13 protein-coding genes are annotated in these 15,174 nt (G+C 67.8%); 5 read left to right on the top strand and 8 right to left on the bottom strand.

Annotation, left to right across the window (positions count from 1 at the left end):
• Positions 1–846 precede the first annotated feature (846 nt).
• Positions 847–1,134, bottom strand: a complete 288-nt coding sequence (locus tag KU887_RS31560) for a hypothetical protein (RefSeq protein ID WP_143280891.1) — start codon at positions 1,132–1,134, stop codon at positions 847–849.
• Between the two features lie 23 nt (positions 1,135–1,157).
• Between KU887_RS31560 and KU887_RS31555 the strand changes: the two genes are divergently transcribed.
• The gene (locus KU887_RS31555) at positions 1,158–1,991 is read left to right on the top strand and encodes a response regulator (RefSeq protein ID WP_006498031.1); all 834 of its coding nucleotides are present in this window, start codon (positions 1,158–1,160) and stop codon (positions 1,989–1,991) included.
• Positions 1,984–4,326, top strand: a complete 2,343-nt coding sequence (locus tag KU887_RS31550; protein WP_196432737.1) for a sensor histidine kinase — start codon at positions 1,984–1,986, stop codon at positions 4,324–4,326. Before KU887_RS31555 ends, KU887_RS31550 begins: the two co-directional genes overlap by 8 nt.
• Before the next feature lie 19 nt (positions 4,327–4,345).
• Here KU887_RS31550 and KU887_RS31545 read toward each other — a convergent pair whose 3' ends face one another.
• From KU887_RS31545 to KU887_RS31515, 7 genes are all read right to left on the bottom strand, one after another.
• Positions 4,346–4,651 carry a hypothetical protein gene (locus KU887_RS31545; RefSeq protein ID WP_226244984.1) on the bottom strand — a complete coding sequence of 102 codons (306 nt, stop codon included), beginning with the start codon at positions 4,649–4,651 and terminating at the stop codon, positions 4,346–4,348.
• 16 nt (positions 4,652–4,667) lie between these two features.
• Entirely contained in the window at positions 4,668–5,756 is a 1,089-nt protein-coding gene (yjfF, locus tag KU887_RS31540; protein WP_258258767.1) for a galactofuranose ABC transporter, permease protein YjfF, read from the bottom strand.
• A complete protein-coding gene (locus KU887_RS31535; RefSeq protein WP_062911490.1) occupies positions 5,753–6,796 on the bottom strand; it encodes an ABC transporter permease in 1,044 nt (347 codons plus the stop codon). Before KU887_RS31535 ends, yjfF begins: the two co-directional genes overlap by 4 nt.
• The gene (locus tag KU887_RS31530) at positions 6,793–8,307 is read right to left on the bottom strand and encodes a sugar ABC transporter ATP-binding protein (protein WP_258258766.1); all 1,515 of its coding nucleotides are present in this window, start codon (positions 8,305–8,307) and stop codon (positions 6,793–6,795) included. The genes KU887_RS31535 and KU887_RS31530 overlap by 4 nt, the downstream gene beginning before the upstream one ends.
• Before the next feature lie 60 nt (positions 8,308–8,367).
• The gene (locus tag KU887_RS31525) at positions 8,368–9,330 is read right to left on the bottom strand and encodes an ABC transporter substrate-binding protein (protein ID WP_258258763.1); all 963 of its coding nucleotides are present in this window, start codon (positions 9,328–9,330) and stop codon (positions 8,368–8,370) included.
• Between the two features lie 281 nt (positions 9,331–9,611).
• Positions 9,612–10,463: a pirin family protein gene (locus tag KU887_RS31520; RefSeq protein ID WP_034203973.1), complete on the bottom strand. Its 852-nt coding sequence runs from the start codon at positions 10,461–10,463 to the stop codon at positions 9,612–9,614.
• A gap of 34 nt (positions 10,464–10,497) precedes the next feature.
• Positions 10,498–11,103 (bottom strand): FMN-dependent NADH-azoreductase, encoded by a 606-nt coding sequence (locus tag KU887_RS31515; protein ID WP_006498024.1) that lies wholly within the window; start codon positions 11,101–11,103, stop codon positions 10,498–10,500.
• A gap of 118 nt (positions 11,104–11,221) precedes the next feature.
• Between KU887_RS31515 and KU887_RS31510 the strand changes: the two genes are divergently transcribed.
• From KU887_RS31510 to proP, 3 genes are all read left to right on the top strand, one after another.
• Entirely contained in the window at positions 11,222–12,145 is a 924-nt protein-coding gene (locus KU887_RS31510; protein WP_006498023.1) for a LysR family transcriptional regulator, read from the top strand.
• Between the two features lie 231 nt (positions 12,146–12,376).
• Positions 12,377–13,405 (top strand): DNA topoisomerase IB, encoded by a 1,029-nt coding sequence (locus KU887_RS31505; protein ID WP_109342262.1) that lies wholly within the window; start codon positions 12,377–12,379, stop codon positions 13,403–13,405.
• A gap of 273 nt (positions 13,406–13,678) precedes the next feature.
• Positions 13,679–15,148 carry a glycine betaine/L-proline transporter ProP gene (gene proP, locus KU887_RS31500; protein ID WP_059723887.1) on the top strand — a complete coding sequence of 490 codons (1,470 nt, stop codon included), beginning with the start codon at positions 13,679–13,681 and terminating at the stop codon, positions 15,146–15,148.
• The last annotated feature ends 26 nt before the right edge of the window (positions 15,149–15,174 follow it).

Here is a 15,174-nt window from a genome sequence, read left to right as displayed (position 1 = left end):
CCGCCGACGGGCGACTTCGAATCTCATCGGAAAAGCGTCGCTCGGACGCTGGACGAACGGAGGCCGGCCCGCATCGCGGGCGGCCCGTCATGTGTCATTCAGGCGGCGAAAGGCGCCATGCTGTCCCCGGGTCTGAAGCATGCGCCGCCGGATCGCTGACGCTGACAGCCGGCACCGGATCGATCGACCCGAGGCCCTGACCTGCCATGCTTGTCGTATTCATATTTTTCGTATCCGCCTGATTCGATAGAGCGCCGCGCACGGCCTTCGGATCGATCAAACCGCCCGGCGGCCCACGCGAAACCACTCACCCCTTTCCGTCCGGCGGGCGACCCGTTTTTCCGGATTTCCGGAAAAAACCGGCTACTCGACGAACGACCCCGGCATCGAATTAATCGATCGAATTTGCTTGACGATTTCTTCTCGCTCGATGCCTTTCACCCACACCCACGCCGTCATTTCTCGATTCGCCTTGTATATCTAGCATTTCACGAATCATGACGTTTTCATTACCCTCGTGCCTGTTATTCTTTTGTCATCGCCCTCTCATCATATGAGAATGCCATCATTCAATGTGACATTGAATATCGGCTGCCATGGAGGCGACGGAAACAGCAATTTTCGTGGCAACCGGAGTCGGGGAAAGAACCGATTCCAGCCGCGTCGGGGCTAGTGTGCCGGCATTCGCTCAAACAAACCTTTTCCGCAGCGGACAAATCCTTTTCCCGAGCGGACAGCATTTACATTCATACACATTCGCAGGAAATTCGATTTTCCGGAAAGCGGAATATCCCCGCGACATCAACGAAAACTTAATCACCACGACAATGAATTAGCAGATTCAATTCAGACCGCACCATCGAATTTCGACAGCACGCTCACAAATTCATCATTCGGGCCATTTCGATTCCACCAGTCCATATGACCGGAAATAAAGACCGGAATTATCAAAATCGATTCGGCACATTTTTCCGAATCATTTCGTCGGCAGCGAACCACCTCGCCGGGCCGTTCCCGCGCCCGCCCGACAAGTCCACACGCGCCGCACGGAATCCTCACAGGCGATACTGTTGTCGGCATATAATTTTTTGCAACAATCGTGCAGATAGCGATGCCTCCGACCTGACAGGCCATTCCCTTCCAACGCGTTCGCAACCATGCCATCCCGCTTGTCCAGTTCGGCGTCGCCACGCACCACGCCGGATCTCGCTGGCGCACATATCCTCATCGTCGACGATCGCCCGAACGACCTGCGGCTCCTGACCGAAATCCTGCGCGCCGCGCAGTGCCGGATCAGCGTCGCGTTCGACGGGCTGCAGGCCTATCACCGCGCGCAGGCCATCGCGCCCGACCTGATCCTGATGGACGTGCGCATGCCGCGCATGGACGGCTTCGCCGCGAGCCGGCTGCTGGCGTCGACCCCGTCGACGCAATCCATTCCGGTGATCATCCTGACGGCCGCCGGCGATCTCGAGGATCGCATCGCGGGGCTCGAAACGGGGGCGCTCGACTACATCGTCAAGCCGTTCGAACCGGCGGAAGTCATCGCGCGCATCCGCAATCACCTGAAGCGCGGGCGGCGCAGCCAGCCGTTCGCGCATCTGCCCGAATTGCCCGACAACCCCGACGCGGCGCTCGTGCGCGCCGCGAGCGACGTGCTGCTGCGCGACCTGCGCCATCCGCCGGCGCTCGAGGAACTCGCCCGGCAGGTCGGCACGCACGAAAAGCGGCTGTCGCGCGTGTTCCGCGATCATCTCGGCCAGACCGTGTTCGAGTACCTGCGCGACACGCGGCTGCGCGCCGCGATGCACTTCCTGTCGGAAACGTCGATGGGGATCGGCGACATCGCCGAGGAAATCGGCTTCTCCACGCCCGGCAATTTCGCGACGGCGTTCCGCGAACGCTTCGGCATCACGCCGTCCGACTGGCGGCGCCAGCGCCACGCGGTCGGCGCGCCGGCCGCACCCGGGGGGCACCACGGCGATGCGTAGGCAATACGCGGCATGGGCAGCGGGATGTCGCGGATTGCTCCTGCTGCTGGCGGCGCTGGCCGTCACGTGCGCGACGGCTCGTGCCGCAACGGCGCCGAATCCCGCGCAACTCGAAGCCGTCGCGGTCTTCGAAGACGCCGGCACGACGCTGTCCGTCGCCGACGTGGCCGCCCGGCTCGACGATGCGCGCCGCGACGCGGCCACGGCATCCCGCCCGTCGTTCAACGTGACGTTTTCGCGCTCGGCGTGGTGGGTCCGCGCGACACTGATCAATCGCGACAGCGAAACGCGTCCGCTGGTGCTGGCGATTCGCGATGCGCGCGTCGACCGGGCCGACTTCTATGTCGAGCGGCACGGTCGCTGGCTGCCCGACCACAGCTTCCCGGCCGATCGCGGCGACGCGCGCGAGGCGCCGTCGCGCTACCCGACCCTCGACGTCACGCTGCACGCGGGCGAACAGCTCCCCGTGCTGATCCGCATCACGTCGCGCAAGGAAATGCGGCTCGCGCCGATCGCGTTCACCCGCGACGCGTGGATCGCGCAGGAGTTGCACGCGTCGATGTGGAACTTCGGCTTCTTCGGCGGGCTGCTTGCACTCGTCTGGTGCGCGCTGCTGATCGGCTTTTTCTCGCGCAGCGGCGTGTTCCACGTGCTGGCCGTGCTGACCCTGAACACCGCGCTGTTCGAAGCCGCGTACCGTGGCTATCTCGCGATGGCCCTGTCCCCCGCCGCCCGAGAATGGTCGACGCGCGGCGAAACGATCTTCGCGTACCTGTCGGTCGCGTGCTTCATCGTCTTCATCCTGATGGTCGCGCATCGCGAGAAGGCGAAGATTCCGATGCGCGCGGTGTACGTGGTATTTCTCGCGCTCGAATGCGCGGGAATCGCCGGCGCGGCGTTCGGCGATCTGGGGACCTTCGCACGGTTCTGCCTGTGGCTGAACACCGCGCTCGCGATCGTCAACATCAGCCTGGCGCTGATGCTCGTGATCCGGCGCACGCCGACGGGCCGCGTGATGCTGATCGCGGTCGCGTTCGCGACGTTCAACATGCTGATCCGCATGCTCGATGGCCGCGACGCGTTGCCGTCCGTGCTGTCATGGATCCGGTCCGACGTCTTTCCGAACCCCGTCATCGCGATCATCGGGCTCGCGACGCACCTGCTGGTGCTGGCCGCGTGGATTCACCACGTGGGCAAACAACGCACCGAGGCGCGCAAGCGGCTCGAACACTGGCAGCTCACCGAACAGGACCGGCTGCGCGACGAAGTCGCGCGGCGCACGGTGGCGCTCAACGATGCGTTGCAACAGTCGAAGACGCACCTGCAGCAGAAGATCGAGACGCTCGGCTATGTCAGCCACGACCTGCGCGCGCCGCTGTCGACGATCAACGGCTATGCGAAACTGCTGCTGCAAGGCGCGACGCGCGGCCAGGCGCGGCTGATCCGGTCGATCGACCGCAGCATCCGCTACCAGCTCGCGCTGATCGACGAATTGCTCGCGTTCACGAAGGCCGAACTGCAGCCGCTCGGCGTCGCGCCCGACCGCACCGACCTGCCCGGGCTGCTGGACGACATCGGCCACTACGCGCTCGCGCTGTGCGCGCAGCAGGACAACCGGTTCGTCTACCAACCGGTCACGGCGCTGCCGCGCACGGTGCTGATCGACGGCATCCGGCTGCAACAGGTGCTGTTGAACCTGCTGTCCAACGCATCGAAATTCACGCGCAGCGGCACGGTCACGCTGTCGGTTCACGCGTCGCGCGAAGGCGACGCGTGGCGCCTGCTGTTCGAGGTCGCCGATACGGGCATCGGCATCGACATCACCGCGACCACCGACATCTTCCGCGCGTACCAGCAGGTGCAGGCCGTGAACGGCGGCACCGGGCTCGGCCTGTTCATCGCGCAGCGGATCGTCGCCGCGATGGGCGGCGAGCTGGCCGTCGCGAGCCAGCCGGGCGTCGGCACGTCGTTCTCGTTCGCGGTCGTCGCGCCGGCCCTCGGCCATGCGCTCGCACCGGCGTCGGGGCTCGTCAGGCGGTTTCATCCGGCCGACGAAGCGCAGCCGGCCCGCGCCGCGCCCGCGATGCGCAGCCCGCCCGCCGATGCACTCGCGGAACTGATCGCGCTCGCCGGCGAAGGCCGGCTGACCGATATCGAGGAATGGCTCGGCCAGTATGTGGACGAGCCGGATCACGCGCCGTTCGTACACGAAATGCGCGCGCACCTCGACGCACTGGACTTGCACGCGATCGAAAAACTGGCCGGCTCGCTGAAACGCACGCGCGTCGCGGATACGTCCTTCGACACCGAGACGGACGCGACCGGGCCGGCCTGACGGCGCGAACCCGTACGCGTCATTTCACCGCGGTACGCTCGCGCTGCCGATCGGCCCGCTCGACCACGCGGGTCAGCCGAATGATGTCGGTCAGGCCGAATTCGCCGGCATCCGGGCGCGGGCGACCATGCTCGTCGGCCACGCGCATCGCGAACGCCAGCGCTTCGGAACGTTCGCGCAGCAGCACCCGCAGCGCATCGGCCACGATCCGGCAGTCGCGCGCGTCGCCCAGGTCGAGCAGCGGCCGGCGGCCGTGCTCGATAGCCAGCGTATCGGCCACGCCCGCCGTCATGTCATCACGCTTCATGCCGTTCTCCTCGCGCAAAGGGGGCGCGGTCGCACTACGACCGCCGCATCGTCGAGACCAGCGCGATGTCCTCTTCCGGCGGCGCCGGCCGCGCGGGGGCAGTATCGCGCGTCGGCCGCCGCGCGCCGAGCCCGGTGCCGCCGGTACGCCGCCGCGTCGCATGCCGCTCGATGACCCGCTGCAGCACGCAGAACACGCACAGCAGCGCGCCGATCACGATCCGCGTCCACCACGAACTCAGCGTGCCGTCGAACGTGATCAGCACCTGGATCGTGCCGAGAATGCCGACCCCGAACACCGAACCGATCACGTAGCCCACGCCGCCCGTCAGCAGCGTGCCGCCGATCACGGTCGCGGCGATCGCGTCGAGCTCCATTCCCTGCGCCTGCAACCCGTACCCCGACAGCACGTACAGCGTGAACACCACGCCGCCGAGCGCCGAACAAAAGCCGCTCAGCGCGTAGACGCCGATCTTCGTGCGCGCGACCGGCAAGCCCATCAGCAGCGCCGAGCGTTCGTTGCCGCCGACCGCATACACGTTGCGACCGAAGCGCGTGAAATGCGCGACGTAGATCGCGACGGCCAGCGTCGCGAGCGCGATCAGCGCCCCGGCGCTCAGCGTGCCGCCGCCGACCGGCACGCTGATGCCGGCGATCGCATGAAACGCCGGCTGGTTGATCGTGATCGACTGCGTCGTGATCAGGAAGCAGGCGCCGCGCGCGAGAAACATGCCGGCGAGCGTGACGATGAACGGCTGCAGCCGGAAATAGTGGATCAGCGCGCCCATCGCGGCGCCGTACAGCGCGCCGAATGCGAGCACGAGCGGCACGATCACCCATACCGGCCAGTGCAGCCGTTCGGCGCCCACCGCGCAGAAGATCGTTGTCAGCGCAACGACCGAGCCGACCGACAGGTCGATGCCGCCGGATACGATCACGAACGTCATCCCGATCGCGACGATCAGCAGGAACGCGTTGTCGACGAGCAGCCCGGTCAGCACCTGCATCGAGAAAAAGCCCGTGTACATCACGGACCCGAAACCGAACAGCGCGACGAACAGCACGATCGTCACGACGATCGGCAGCGTGCGCGGATCGGCGAGGCGGCCAAGGAAACGGGTCATCGCGGCGTCGCTCCGGTGGTGGTGGCGCGCGATCGCGCGGAAGGCAGCAGCCGCGACGCGTGCCGGACCAGCAGCGCGCGCGCCGCGTCCGACTGGATCAGCGTCACGACGATCACGACGACCGCCTTGACGACGAGCGTCGCCTCCGGCGGCACGCCGATCGAGTAGGTCGTGTAGGTGAGCGTCTGGATGATCAGCGCGCCGAGCACCGAGCCCGCGAGACTGAAGCGGCCGCCGAGCAGCGACGTGCCGCCGAGCGTCACCGCGAGGATCGCGTCGAGTTCGAGCAGCAGCCCCGCGTTGTTGCCGTCGGCGCTGCGCACGTTCGAACTGGCGAGGATGCCCGCGAGCGCCGACATCACGCCCGAGCACAGATACACGCCGAACACGACCGCGCCCGAACGCAGCCCGACGAGCCGCGTCGCGACCGGGTTCACGCCGATCGCGCGAATGAACAGCCCGAGCGCCGTGCGGTTCACCAGCAGCGCGGTCGCCCCGATCGTCGCGAGCGCGATCCACACCGCGCACGGCACGGTCGCGAGATAGCCGCCGCCGAGCGCGAGATAGCCGGGCGCGCCGATCGGGATGATCTGGCCGCCCGTCAGCAGTTGCGCGACGCCGCGCCCCGCGACCATCAGGATCAGCGTCGCGATGATCGGCTGCATCCCGACGAATGCGACCAGCAGCCCGTTCCACGCGCCGGCCAGCAGCCCGACGCCGAGCGCGGCGGCCAGCGCCATGCCGACCCGCGACGGATCCGCCTCGAGCACGATCGCGGCCGCCGCGCCGGCGATCGCGACGATCGCGCCCACCGAGATGTCGATCCCGCGCGTCGCGATCACGAGCGTCATCCCGAGCGACACGATCACGAGCGGCGCCGCGCGATTGAGGATGTCGATCGGCGCGCCGAACAGGTGGCCGTCGAGCAATGCGATCGACAGGAAGCCCGGGCGATGCGCGACGTCCAGCGCGAACAGCAGCGCGAGCGTCAGCACCGGCCACGCGAGCGGATGACGAAACAGCGTGCGTAACCGCGTCATGACTGGCCTCCCGCGATCAACCGGTAAACCTGCTCCTCGGACGCATCGGCGCCCGTCAATTCGGCGACCTTGCGGCGGTCGCGCAGCACCGCGATCCGGTGGCTCACGCGTACGACCTCGCCGATCTCCGACGAGATGAACAGGATCGCGAGCCCCTGCGCGCACAGCGCGAGCACACGCTCCATGATGTCGAATTTCGCGGCGACGTCGATGCCGCGCGTCGGCTCGTCGAGAATCAGCAGCTTCGGGTCCGTCGCGAGCCAGCGCGCGAGCAGCACCTTCTGCTGGTTGCCGCCCGACAGCAGCCCGATCGGCTGCTCCGCGTCGCGCGCCTTGATGCCGAGCCGGGCGATGTACGTGTCGGCGATCTCGCGCTGGCGCGCCCGCCCGATCAGCCGCCACCAGCCGCGCCGCGCCTGCAGCGCGAGGACGATGTTCTCGCGGATCGACAGCGCGGCGACGATGCCCTCCTTCTTGCGGTCCTCCGGGCAGTACGCGATGCCGTGGCGCACCGCATCGTGCGGCGATGCGAGCCGCGTGCGCGCGCCGCCGATCTCGATCGCACCGGTATCGGGGCGCGCGGCGGCGAACGCCAGTTGCGCGGTTTCGGTGCGGCCCGAGCCGAGCAGCCCGGCCAGCCCGACGATCTCGCCGGGGCGCATGTCCAGATCGAGCGCGCTCATCATCCCGCGCCGGCCGACCTGCTGCATCGACAGGAACGGCGCGGGGGTCGCGGTGTCGCGCTCGACCGCCGCGGCGCCCGCCTGCAGCGTCTCGGACATGCGCTCGCGGCCGGTCATCTTCGCGACCAGCAGGTCGACCGGCAGGTCGCGCGCGAGATACTCGCCTTCGCGCTCGCCGTTGCGCATCACGGTGATCCGGTCGGACACCGCATAGGTCTGCTCGAGAAAGTGCGTGACGAACAGGATCGCGATGCCCGACGCCTTCAGCCGGCGCAGCACGTCGAACAGCCGCGCGACCTCGCCGTCGTCGAGGCTCGAGGTCGGCTCGTCGAGGATCAGCACGCGTGCGTCGACCGACACCGCGCGCGCGATCGCGACCATCTGCTGCACCGCGATCGGATATGAATCGAGCGAGCGCGTGACGTCGAGCGCCAGGTCGAGTTCGGCGAGCGCGTCGCGCGAGCGCACATGGATCGTCTTCCAGTCGATCGCGCCGCGCCGCATCGGCTGCCGGCCCGCGAAGATGTTCTCGGCAACCGACAGGTTCGCGCACAGGTTCACTTCCTGATAGAGCGTCTGGATGCCAGCCGCCTCGGCCTCGCGCGGCGCGGCGAAGTTCACCGGCGCGCCGCCGACGCGAATCTCGCCCGCATCGTGCGCATGCACGCCGGTGAGCACGTTGATCAGCGTCGACTTGCCCGCGCCGTTCTGGCCCATCAGCGCGTGGATCTCACCCGGAAACAGCCGGAAGTCGACGCGCTGCAGCGCGCTGACGCCCGGAAATGACTTGTCGATGCCGATCATCTCGACCACCGGCGAACTCTGCATGCAGCCTCCCTCGAAGCGTCCCCGGACGGTGGCCGCCAGGCCGCCGTCCGGGCGGACAGGTCAGTACTTGCGGGTCGGCAGCACCTGCGCCGCGACGTTCATCGGAAACACCGTTTCGTTGGTCACGATGCGCTTGGGCAACTGCTTGCCGGCGACGACGTCCTTCACCGCGGTCATCAGCTGCGGGCCGAGCAGCGGGCTGCATTCGACGTCGACGTTGATCTTGCCCGCGACCATCGCCTGGAAGCCGCCCTTGGTCGCGTCGAACGACACGACGCTCACGTCCTTGCCGGGCTTGATGCCGGCCTCTTCCATCGCCTGGATCGCGCCGAGCGCCATGTCGTCGTTGTGCGCGTAGACGACGTTGATCTGCTTGCCGTAGGTCTTCGCGAATGCTTCCATCACCTGCTTGCCGCCGGCGAGCGTGAAGTCGCCGCTTTGCGACGCGATCACCTTGAATTTCGGATTGTTCTTGATCACTTCGAGCAGGCCCGCGCGGCGGTCGTTGGCCGGCGCGGAACCGACCGTGCCCTGCAGCTCGACGATGTTGATCGGGCCCGCGTCGTTCCTGTAGCGCTCTTCCAGCCAGTGGCCGGCGCGCCGCCCTTCCTCGAGGAAGTCGGAGCCGATCATCGTCACGTACAGCGACGGGTCCTTCACGTCGACGCCGCGGTCGGTCAGGATCACCGGGATATGCGCGGCCTTCGCTTCGGTCAGCACCGGCTCCCAGCCCGATTCGACGACCGGCGAGAACGCGATCACGTCGACCTTCTGCGCGATGAACGAGCGGATCGCGCGAATCTGGTTCTCCTGTTTCTGCTGCGCGTCGGAAAACTTCAGGTTGATGCCGGCGTCCTTCGCCGCGCTCTTCACCGACACGGTGTTCGCGGTGCGCCATGCGCTTTCCGCGCCGACCTGCGAGAACCCGAGCGTGATCGGCTTTTGCTGCGCGTGCGCGCCGCCTGCCAGCACCGTCGCCGCGGCGACGATCGCGCCGGCCGCCAGCTTCCTGATGAATGTCATGGTCCGTCTCCGATGATGTCGTTGTGTGCCGCGGCGCTGTTGTGTTTCTGCGTGGCGCTGGCGCGGATCGGGCTGCGCCGGCCGGCGTGTTCGGCCGGCGCGGTATACAGGCCCCGCATCAGTCTAGAAACAAGTCCGATAACCTTCCAATGAAATATTGGATTGAGCCGATGTCGGAATCGGCATACGTATAAACACCTAAGCGCGACACCCCGCGGGCGTGGCGTCTCGGCACGCCGGCCGCCTTGAACGGAGGCCGGATATCGACGATGACGAAAGCATCAGCGCATCACGCCCCTGGCGCGCAGTTCACGGCCGATACGCCCGATTTCGCGCTCGCCTTCCACCAACGCGGCGGCGCTCGTGTGCACCGAGTAGGCGCCCAGATGAAGATCGTGCGGATGCGGAATCGCCGTACCGACCACGAAGCGCGCGTCGGTCACGGCCTCGAATTCGATCGGCGCGTCGGACGCGTCGAACACGACCAGCTCGCCCCGCCCGACCGGGTCCGGCGTGCGCAGGCGGCCGTCCATCACGGCGGTCCAGCCGACCCGGTGGCCCTGCGGCGGCCGGCAGGTCCAGCGCTCACCCGCCTTCAACTGCACGACGACGTAGTTGATGCCCGGCGGCGCATCGACCGAGCTGACCGCGTCGCCGTGGCGGCCGAGCAGCACGCGGGCCGGCCCGTCCGTCGGGATGTCGTCGATCGACAGGTGCTGACTGAACGCCGGCGCCAGCTCGCGCCCCGGCGGCAACGCCACCCACAGCTGGAACGCCTTGACCGGCGGCACCACGGAACCCGTATGCCAGACGCCGCGCCCCGCGCTCATCCATTCGATGTCGCCGGCCCCTATCGGGCCTTCGTGGCCCGTCGATTCCACATAGGTGCCGTGCCCGTCGAGCATGAGCGTCAGCGTGGCGATGCCCGAATGCGGATGCCAGCCGAAGGCCGGCTTGCCGAGCGGCGCCCGCGTATCGATCAGGTCGAGGAACACGAACGGCTTGATCATCTCGCCCACGTCGGACGGGCTGACCATGCGGACGACCGGCCCGTGCGCGTTGCCGCGCGTGCGGAACACGACACGACGGCCGGCGACGGTGGTCGAGGGAACGGAATCGAGGGTATTCAACATCGGTTCTCCGGTGGCCGGTATCCGGCGTATTGCGTCAGGCCGCGAGGGCCGCTGCCGCTTCCTTCGCCGATGCAATCGCGCCCGTGCGCTTGTCCGCCCCCATCGCGACGCCTTCGGCACGAATGAACGTGATGTCGGTGATGCCGAGAAAACCGAACGCGTCTCTCAGATAGGTTTCCTGATGATCGAACGACGCGAACGGCGACCCGACGCTGTACACGCCACCACGTGACGACGCGATGACCAGCTTCTTGCCGCCGCACAGGCCGACCGGCCCGTTTTCGTCGTAGCGAAATGTCGTGCCGGCCACCGAGATGCGATCGACCCACGCCTTCAGTTGCGACGCGATGCCGAAGTTGTACATCGGCGCGCCGATGACAACGATGTCGGCCGCAAGGAATTCCTCAAGCGCGCGCTGGCCGATCTCGACGTCCGCCTTCAGCGCGTCGTCGACCGGCGCGCCTTGCGCGGCGGCAAGGTGTTCGGCGGCCAGATGGCCGAGCGGCGTGGCGGCGAGGTCGAGGTGCGTGACCGTGAGGCCGGGATCGCGGGCGCGGAAGCGGGCGACGATTTCCGCCGACAGTTCGCGGCTGACCGAGCCCTGGCCGAGGATGCTCGAATCGATGTGCAGCAGTTTCATGCAGATTCTCCTTGAGACGGATGGATTCGCCGGTAGCGTGAGACCAGTATGGAGATCGATTCGGCTTTACACTAGATGGATAAACAGGATTTGATTAATCCATTTCTGGAGTAATCCCATGCTCGATCTGAATGATCTCGCGCTGTTCGTCCAGGTCGTCCGCGCCGGCAGCTTTTCGGAGGCCGCACGACGCCTGCGCATGCCGGCCAATACGCTGAGTCGGCGCATCGACCAGTTCGAAGGGCACATCGGCACGCGCCTGCTGCATCGCTCGACCCGCAAGCTGGCGCCGAGCACCGAGGGCCTGGCGCTGTTCGAGCGCTACGCGCCGGCACTCGACCGGATCTTCGAGATCGAACGGCAGCATGCGGACGGGCAGGAACCGGCCGGAACCGTGCGCGTGGCGGCGATGGCCGGCCTGTTCGAAGTGATCAAGCTGGAATGGCTGGCCGAGTTCTACGCGCGCCATCCGCGCATCAGCATCGACTTCCTGCTCGACGACACGCCGTCCGACCTGATCGCCGAGCGCATCGACCTCGCACTGCGCATCGGCATCGAGACCGGCGGCAGCTTCCGCGTGCGCCGGATCGCGCCGGGCACGATGATCCTCGCCGCCAGCCCCGCTTATCTCGAACGACGCGGCACGCCCCGCACGCCGCGCGAGCTGGCCGACCACGATTGCCTCACGGTGTCGAGCCGCCAGGGACGCAGCATGTGGCGCCTGCAGGGGCCGCGCGGCACGCAGGAGATTTCGATCGACAGCCGTTTCTCGGTCAACGACATGCGCGTGGTCATGCAGGCGTGCCTCGCCGGCCTCGGCATCGCGCTGGTGCCGCGGGTGCTCGCCGCGGCGGCGATCGACGAAGGCAAGCTGGCGCGCGTGCTGCCGGCCTACCAACGCTCCGGCGCCGGGCTCGGGCTGCAGCTCGTCTATACGAGCCGCCCGCCGCTGCCGCCCGCGGTGACGGCCGTCGCCGAGTTTCTGCTGGAGAAGCTCGACCAGGGGATGTCGAGGTGTCCCGAGCCCACGGCCGGCCGATGACGTTTCGTCGTCGCCGCGAACGGCATTTCCCGGCCGCTCTGCCGTCGCGTCGTACGGCCAGCCGGCGCACGATTCTTGCTCCCGTTCCGCAACGACCGCTCATGCCGTGCTGCAGGTCGCCGTCCGCGCCCATTACGAACAAGGGAGCAAACACATGACCGCCGCCCACGAGCACGGGTCGCCATCCGTCGCCATCGCCGTCTCCATCGCCGCCAACCGGCACACGCGCGCATGAAGCAGCCCGCTTCGAGCACGGCCGCGGCGCTGCGCCACGTCGACGACCGCCAGCCCGGCTACACGCGCCGCCGCCTGCGCAACGGCTTCGCGTATTACGCGCAAGACGGCACGCGGATTCGCGATGCCGCGGAAATCGCGCGCATCAACGCGCTCGCGATCCCGCCCGCGTACACCGACGTGTGGATCTGCGCGGACCCGCTCGGCCACCTGCAGGCGACGGGCCGCGACGCGCGCGGCCGCAAGCAGTATCGCTACCACCCGCAGTGGCGGGCGACCCGCGACGCGAACAAGTACGCACGAATGGCCGCGTTCGCGCGGGCGCTGCCGCGCATCCGCGCGCGCGTCACGCGCGACCTGGCGTTGCCGGGCATGCCGCGCGACAAGGTCGTCGCGACGATCGTGCGCTTGCTCGACACGACGCTCGCGCGGATCGGCAACGCGGAATACGCACGCGAAAACGGCTCGTACGGGCTGACGACGCTGCGCAAGCGCCATTTGAAGATCCAGCCCGGCCAGGTGCGGCTGCGCTTCACCGGCAAGAGCGGGATCGAACACGACGTGACGGTCGACGATGCGCGGGTCGCGCGGATCGTGCGGCGCTGCGCGGAACTGCCCGGTCACGAGCTGTTCCAGTATGTGGACGACGACGGCGTGCGCCATCCGGTCGGGTCATCCGACGTGAACGACTACCTGCGCGAAGCCGGCGGCGCCGATTTCACCGCGAAGGATTACCGGACGTGGGCCGGCAGCGTGCACGCGCTCGGGTTGCTGCGGCGCGTGGAGCACCGCGGCGTCACGCATGCCCGCAAGCAGATCGTCGAAACCGTGCGCGCGGTGGCGGACCTGCTGCGCAACACGCCGGCCGTGTGCCGGCGCTGCTACATCCATCCGGTCGTGCTCGACGCGTTCGAGTCGGGCGCGCTCGCCACGCTGGCGGTCCGGCGCTCGCCGCGCGGCCTGCGCGCGGATGAAGCGGCGTTCGTCGCGTTGCTGGTGTCCGCGAGCCGGCGCGCGGCGAGATGACCGTCCATGCCGCGCCCCGCCCGCCGGGGTGCAATCAGGACGACGTCCCCGCGTGTCGTTTACCACCGGTTTCCGGGCGCATGACCGATAGCCGCTCGCGCCCGTTTCTCTAAACTGGTTCGCACAATACACCTGCCCGGTGTCGTCCCGCTGCGCGCGTCACGCCACCGGCATCGAGGCATCCCCGAGACATCCGCCTTCGCAGTCCGCCGGCCCGCACGACCCCGCTGCATTCCCGCCGGCCGGTTGCCAAGGCCATTCCAGGAGAGTTCATTGAGCCCGTCGCAAGCGCACCCCGCGAAAGCCCGGTCTTCGCGCAAGTCCGTCAAGCTGGATGACATCACGATCGTCGACCCTGCCGTCCTCAAGCGCGCGGTCGGCGCGATGGCGTTCGGCAATGCGATGGAATGGTTCGACTTTGGCGTCTACAGCTATATCGCCGTCACGCTCGGCAAGGTGTTCTTCCCGTCCAGCAGCCCGTCCGCGCAATTGCTCGCGACCTTCGGCACCTTCGCGGCCGCGTTCCTCGTGCGCCCGCTCGGCGGCATGGTGTTCGGCCCGCTCGGCGACCGCATCGGCCGCCAGCGCGTGCTCGCCGCGACGATGATCATGATGGCCGTCGGCACCTTCGCGATCGGCCTGATTCCGAGCTATGCGTCGATCGGCATCATGGCCCCGATCCTGTTGCTCGTCGCCCGCCTCGTGCAGGGTTTCTCGACCGGCGGCGAATACGGCGGCGCGGCAACCTTCATCGCCGAGTTCGCGACCGACAAGCGTCGCGGCTTCATGGGCAGCTTCCTCGAATTCGGCACGCTGATCGGCTATACGCTCGGCGCGGCCACGGTCGCGCTGCTGACGGCCACGCTGTCGCAGGACGCGCTGCTGTCGTGGGGCTGGCGCGTACCGTTCTTCATCGCCGGTCCGCTCGGCCTCGTCGGCCTCTACGTGCGGCTCAAGCTCGAGGAAACGCCGGCGTTCAAGAAGGAGGCGGAAGCTCGCGAAGCGGACGAACGCGCGCGGCCGAAGCAACGCTTCGCGACGCTGCTCGTCGAACAGTGGAAGCCGCTGCTGCAATGCGTCGGTCTCGTGCTGATCTTCAACGTGACCGACTACATGGCGCTGTCGTACCTGCCGAGCTACCTGTCGGCGACGCTGCACGTTCGCGAATCGCACGGGCTCTTCATGGTGCTGCTCGTGATGGTGCTGATGATGCCGATGACGCTGTACGCCGGGCACCTGTCGGACAAGGTCGGCCGCAAGCCGGTGATGATGGCCGGCTGCGTGGGCCTGCTCGCGCTGTCGGTGCCGGCGCTGATGCTGATCCGCACCGGCGGCATGCTGCCGATCTTCGGCGGGATGCTGATCTACGGCGTCCTGCTGTCGACGTTCACGGGCGTGATGCCGTCCGCGCTGCCCGCGCTGTTCCCGACGCGGATCCGCTACGGCGCGCTCGCGATCGGCTTCAACGTGTCGGTGTCGCTGTTCGGCGGCACGACGCCGCTCGTCACCGCGTGGCTGGTCGATCGCACCGGCGACCTGATGATGCCCGCGTACTACCTGATGGGCGCGTCGTTCATCGGCATCGTGTCGGTGCTTGCGCTGCGCGAGACCGCGCGCCAGCCGCTGCCCGGCTCCGGGCCGTGCGTGGCGAGCCGCGCGGAAGCGTTGAGCCTCGTGCGCGGCAGCGCCGACGAAGCGCGTGTGCGCGGCCGGAGGTTCACACCGGTCAGCGAGCGCGCGTAACGCAGGTCGATGCGACGCCGCACGGC

This window comes from Burkholderia sp. EMB26 (genome assembly GCF_024730645.1).
Taxonomy (GTDB): domain Bacteria; phylum Pseudomonadota; class Gammaproteobacteria; order Burkholderiales; family Burkholderiaceae; genus Burkholderia; species Burkholderia cenocepacia.
Note: the sequence above shows the minus strand (reverse complement) of the source record. Positions and strands in the feature narration are given on the sequence as shown.

Bases quoted from the DNA above. Each gene is read 5' to 3' on its own strand.
- KU887_RS31515 (WP_006498024.1), bottom strand. From the start codon at position 11,103: ATGAAACTGCTGCACATCGATTCGAGCATCCTCGGCCAGGGCTCGGTC.
- KU887_RS31560 (WP_143280891.1), bottom strand. From the start codon at position 1,134: ATGGCCTGTCAGGTCGGAGGCATCGCTATCTGCACGATTGTTGCAAAA.
- KU887_RS31535 (WP_062911490.1), bottom strand. From the start codon at position 6,796: ATGACGCGGTTACGCACGCTGTTTCGTCATCCGCTCGCGTGGCCGGTG.
- KU887_RS31525 (WP_258258763.1), bottom strand. From the start codon at position 9,330: ATGACATTCATCAGGAAGCTGGCGGCCGGCGCGATCGTCGCCGCGGCG.
- KU887_RS31530 (WP_258258766.1), bottom strand. From the start codon at position 8,307: ATGCAGAGTTCGCCGGTGGTCGAGATGATCGGCATCGACAAGTCATTT.
- KU887_RS31550 (WP_196432737.1), top strand. From the start codon at position 1,984: ATGCGTAGGCAATACGCGGCATGGGCAGCGGGATGTCGCGGATTGCTC.
- KU887_RS31505 (WP_109342262.1), top strand. From the start codon at position 12,377: ATGAAGCAGCCCGCTTCGAGCACGGCCGCGGCGCTGCGCCACGTCGAC.
- KU887_RS31510 (WP_006498023.1), top strand. From the start codon at position 11,222: ATGCTCGATCTGAATGATCTCGCGCTGTTCGTCCAGGTCGTCCGCGCC.
- KU887_RS31520 (WP_034203973.1), bottom strand. From the start codon at position 10,463: ATGTTGAATACCCTCGATTCCGTTCCCTCGACCACCGTCGCCGGCCGT.
- KU887_RS31555 (WP_006498031.1), top strand. From the start codon at position 1,158: ATGCCATCCCGCTTGTCCAGTTCGGCGTCGCCACGCACCACGCCGGAT.
- yjfF (WP_258258767.1), bottom strand. From the start codon at position 5,756: ATGACCCGTTTCCTTGGCCGCCTCGCCGATCCGCGCACGCTGCCGATC.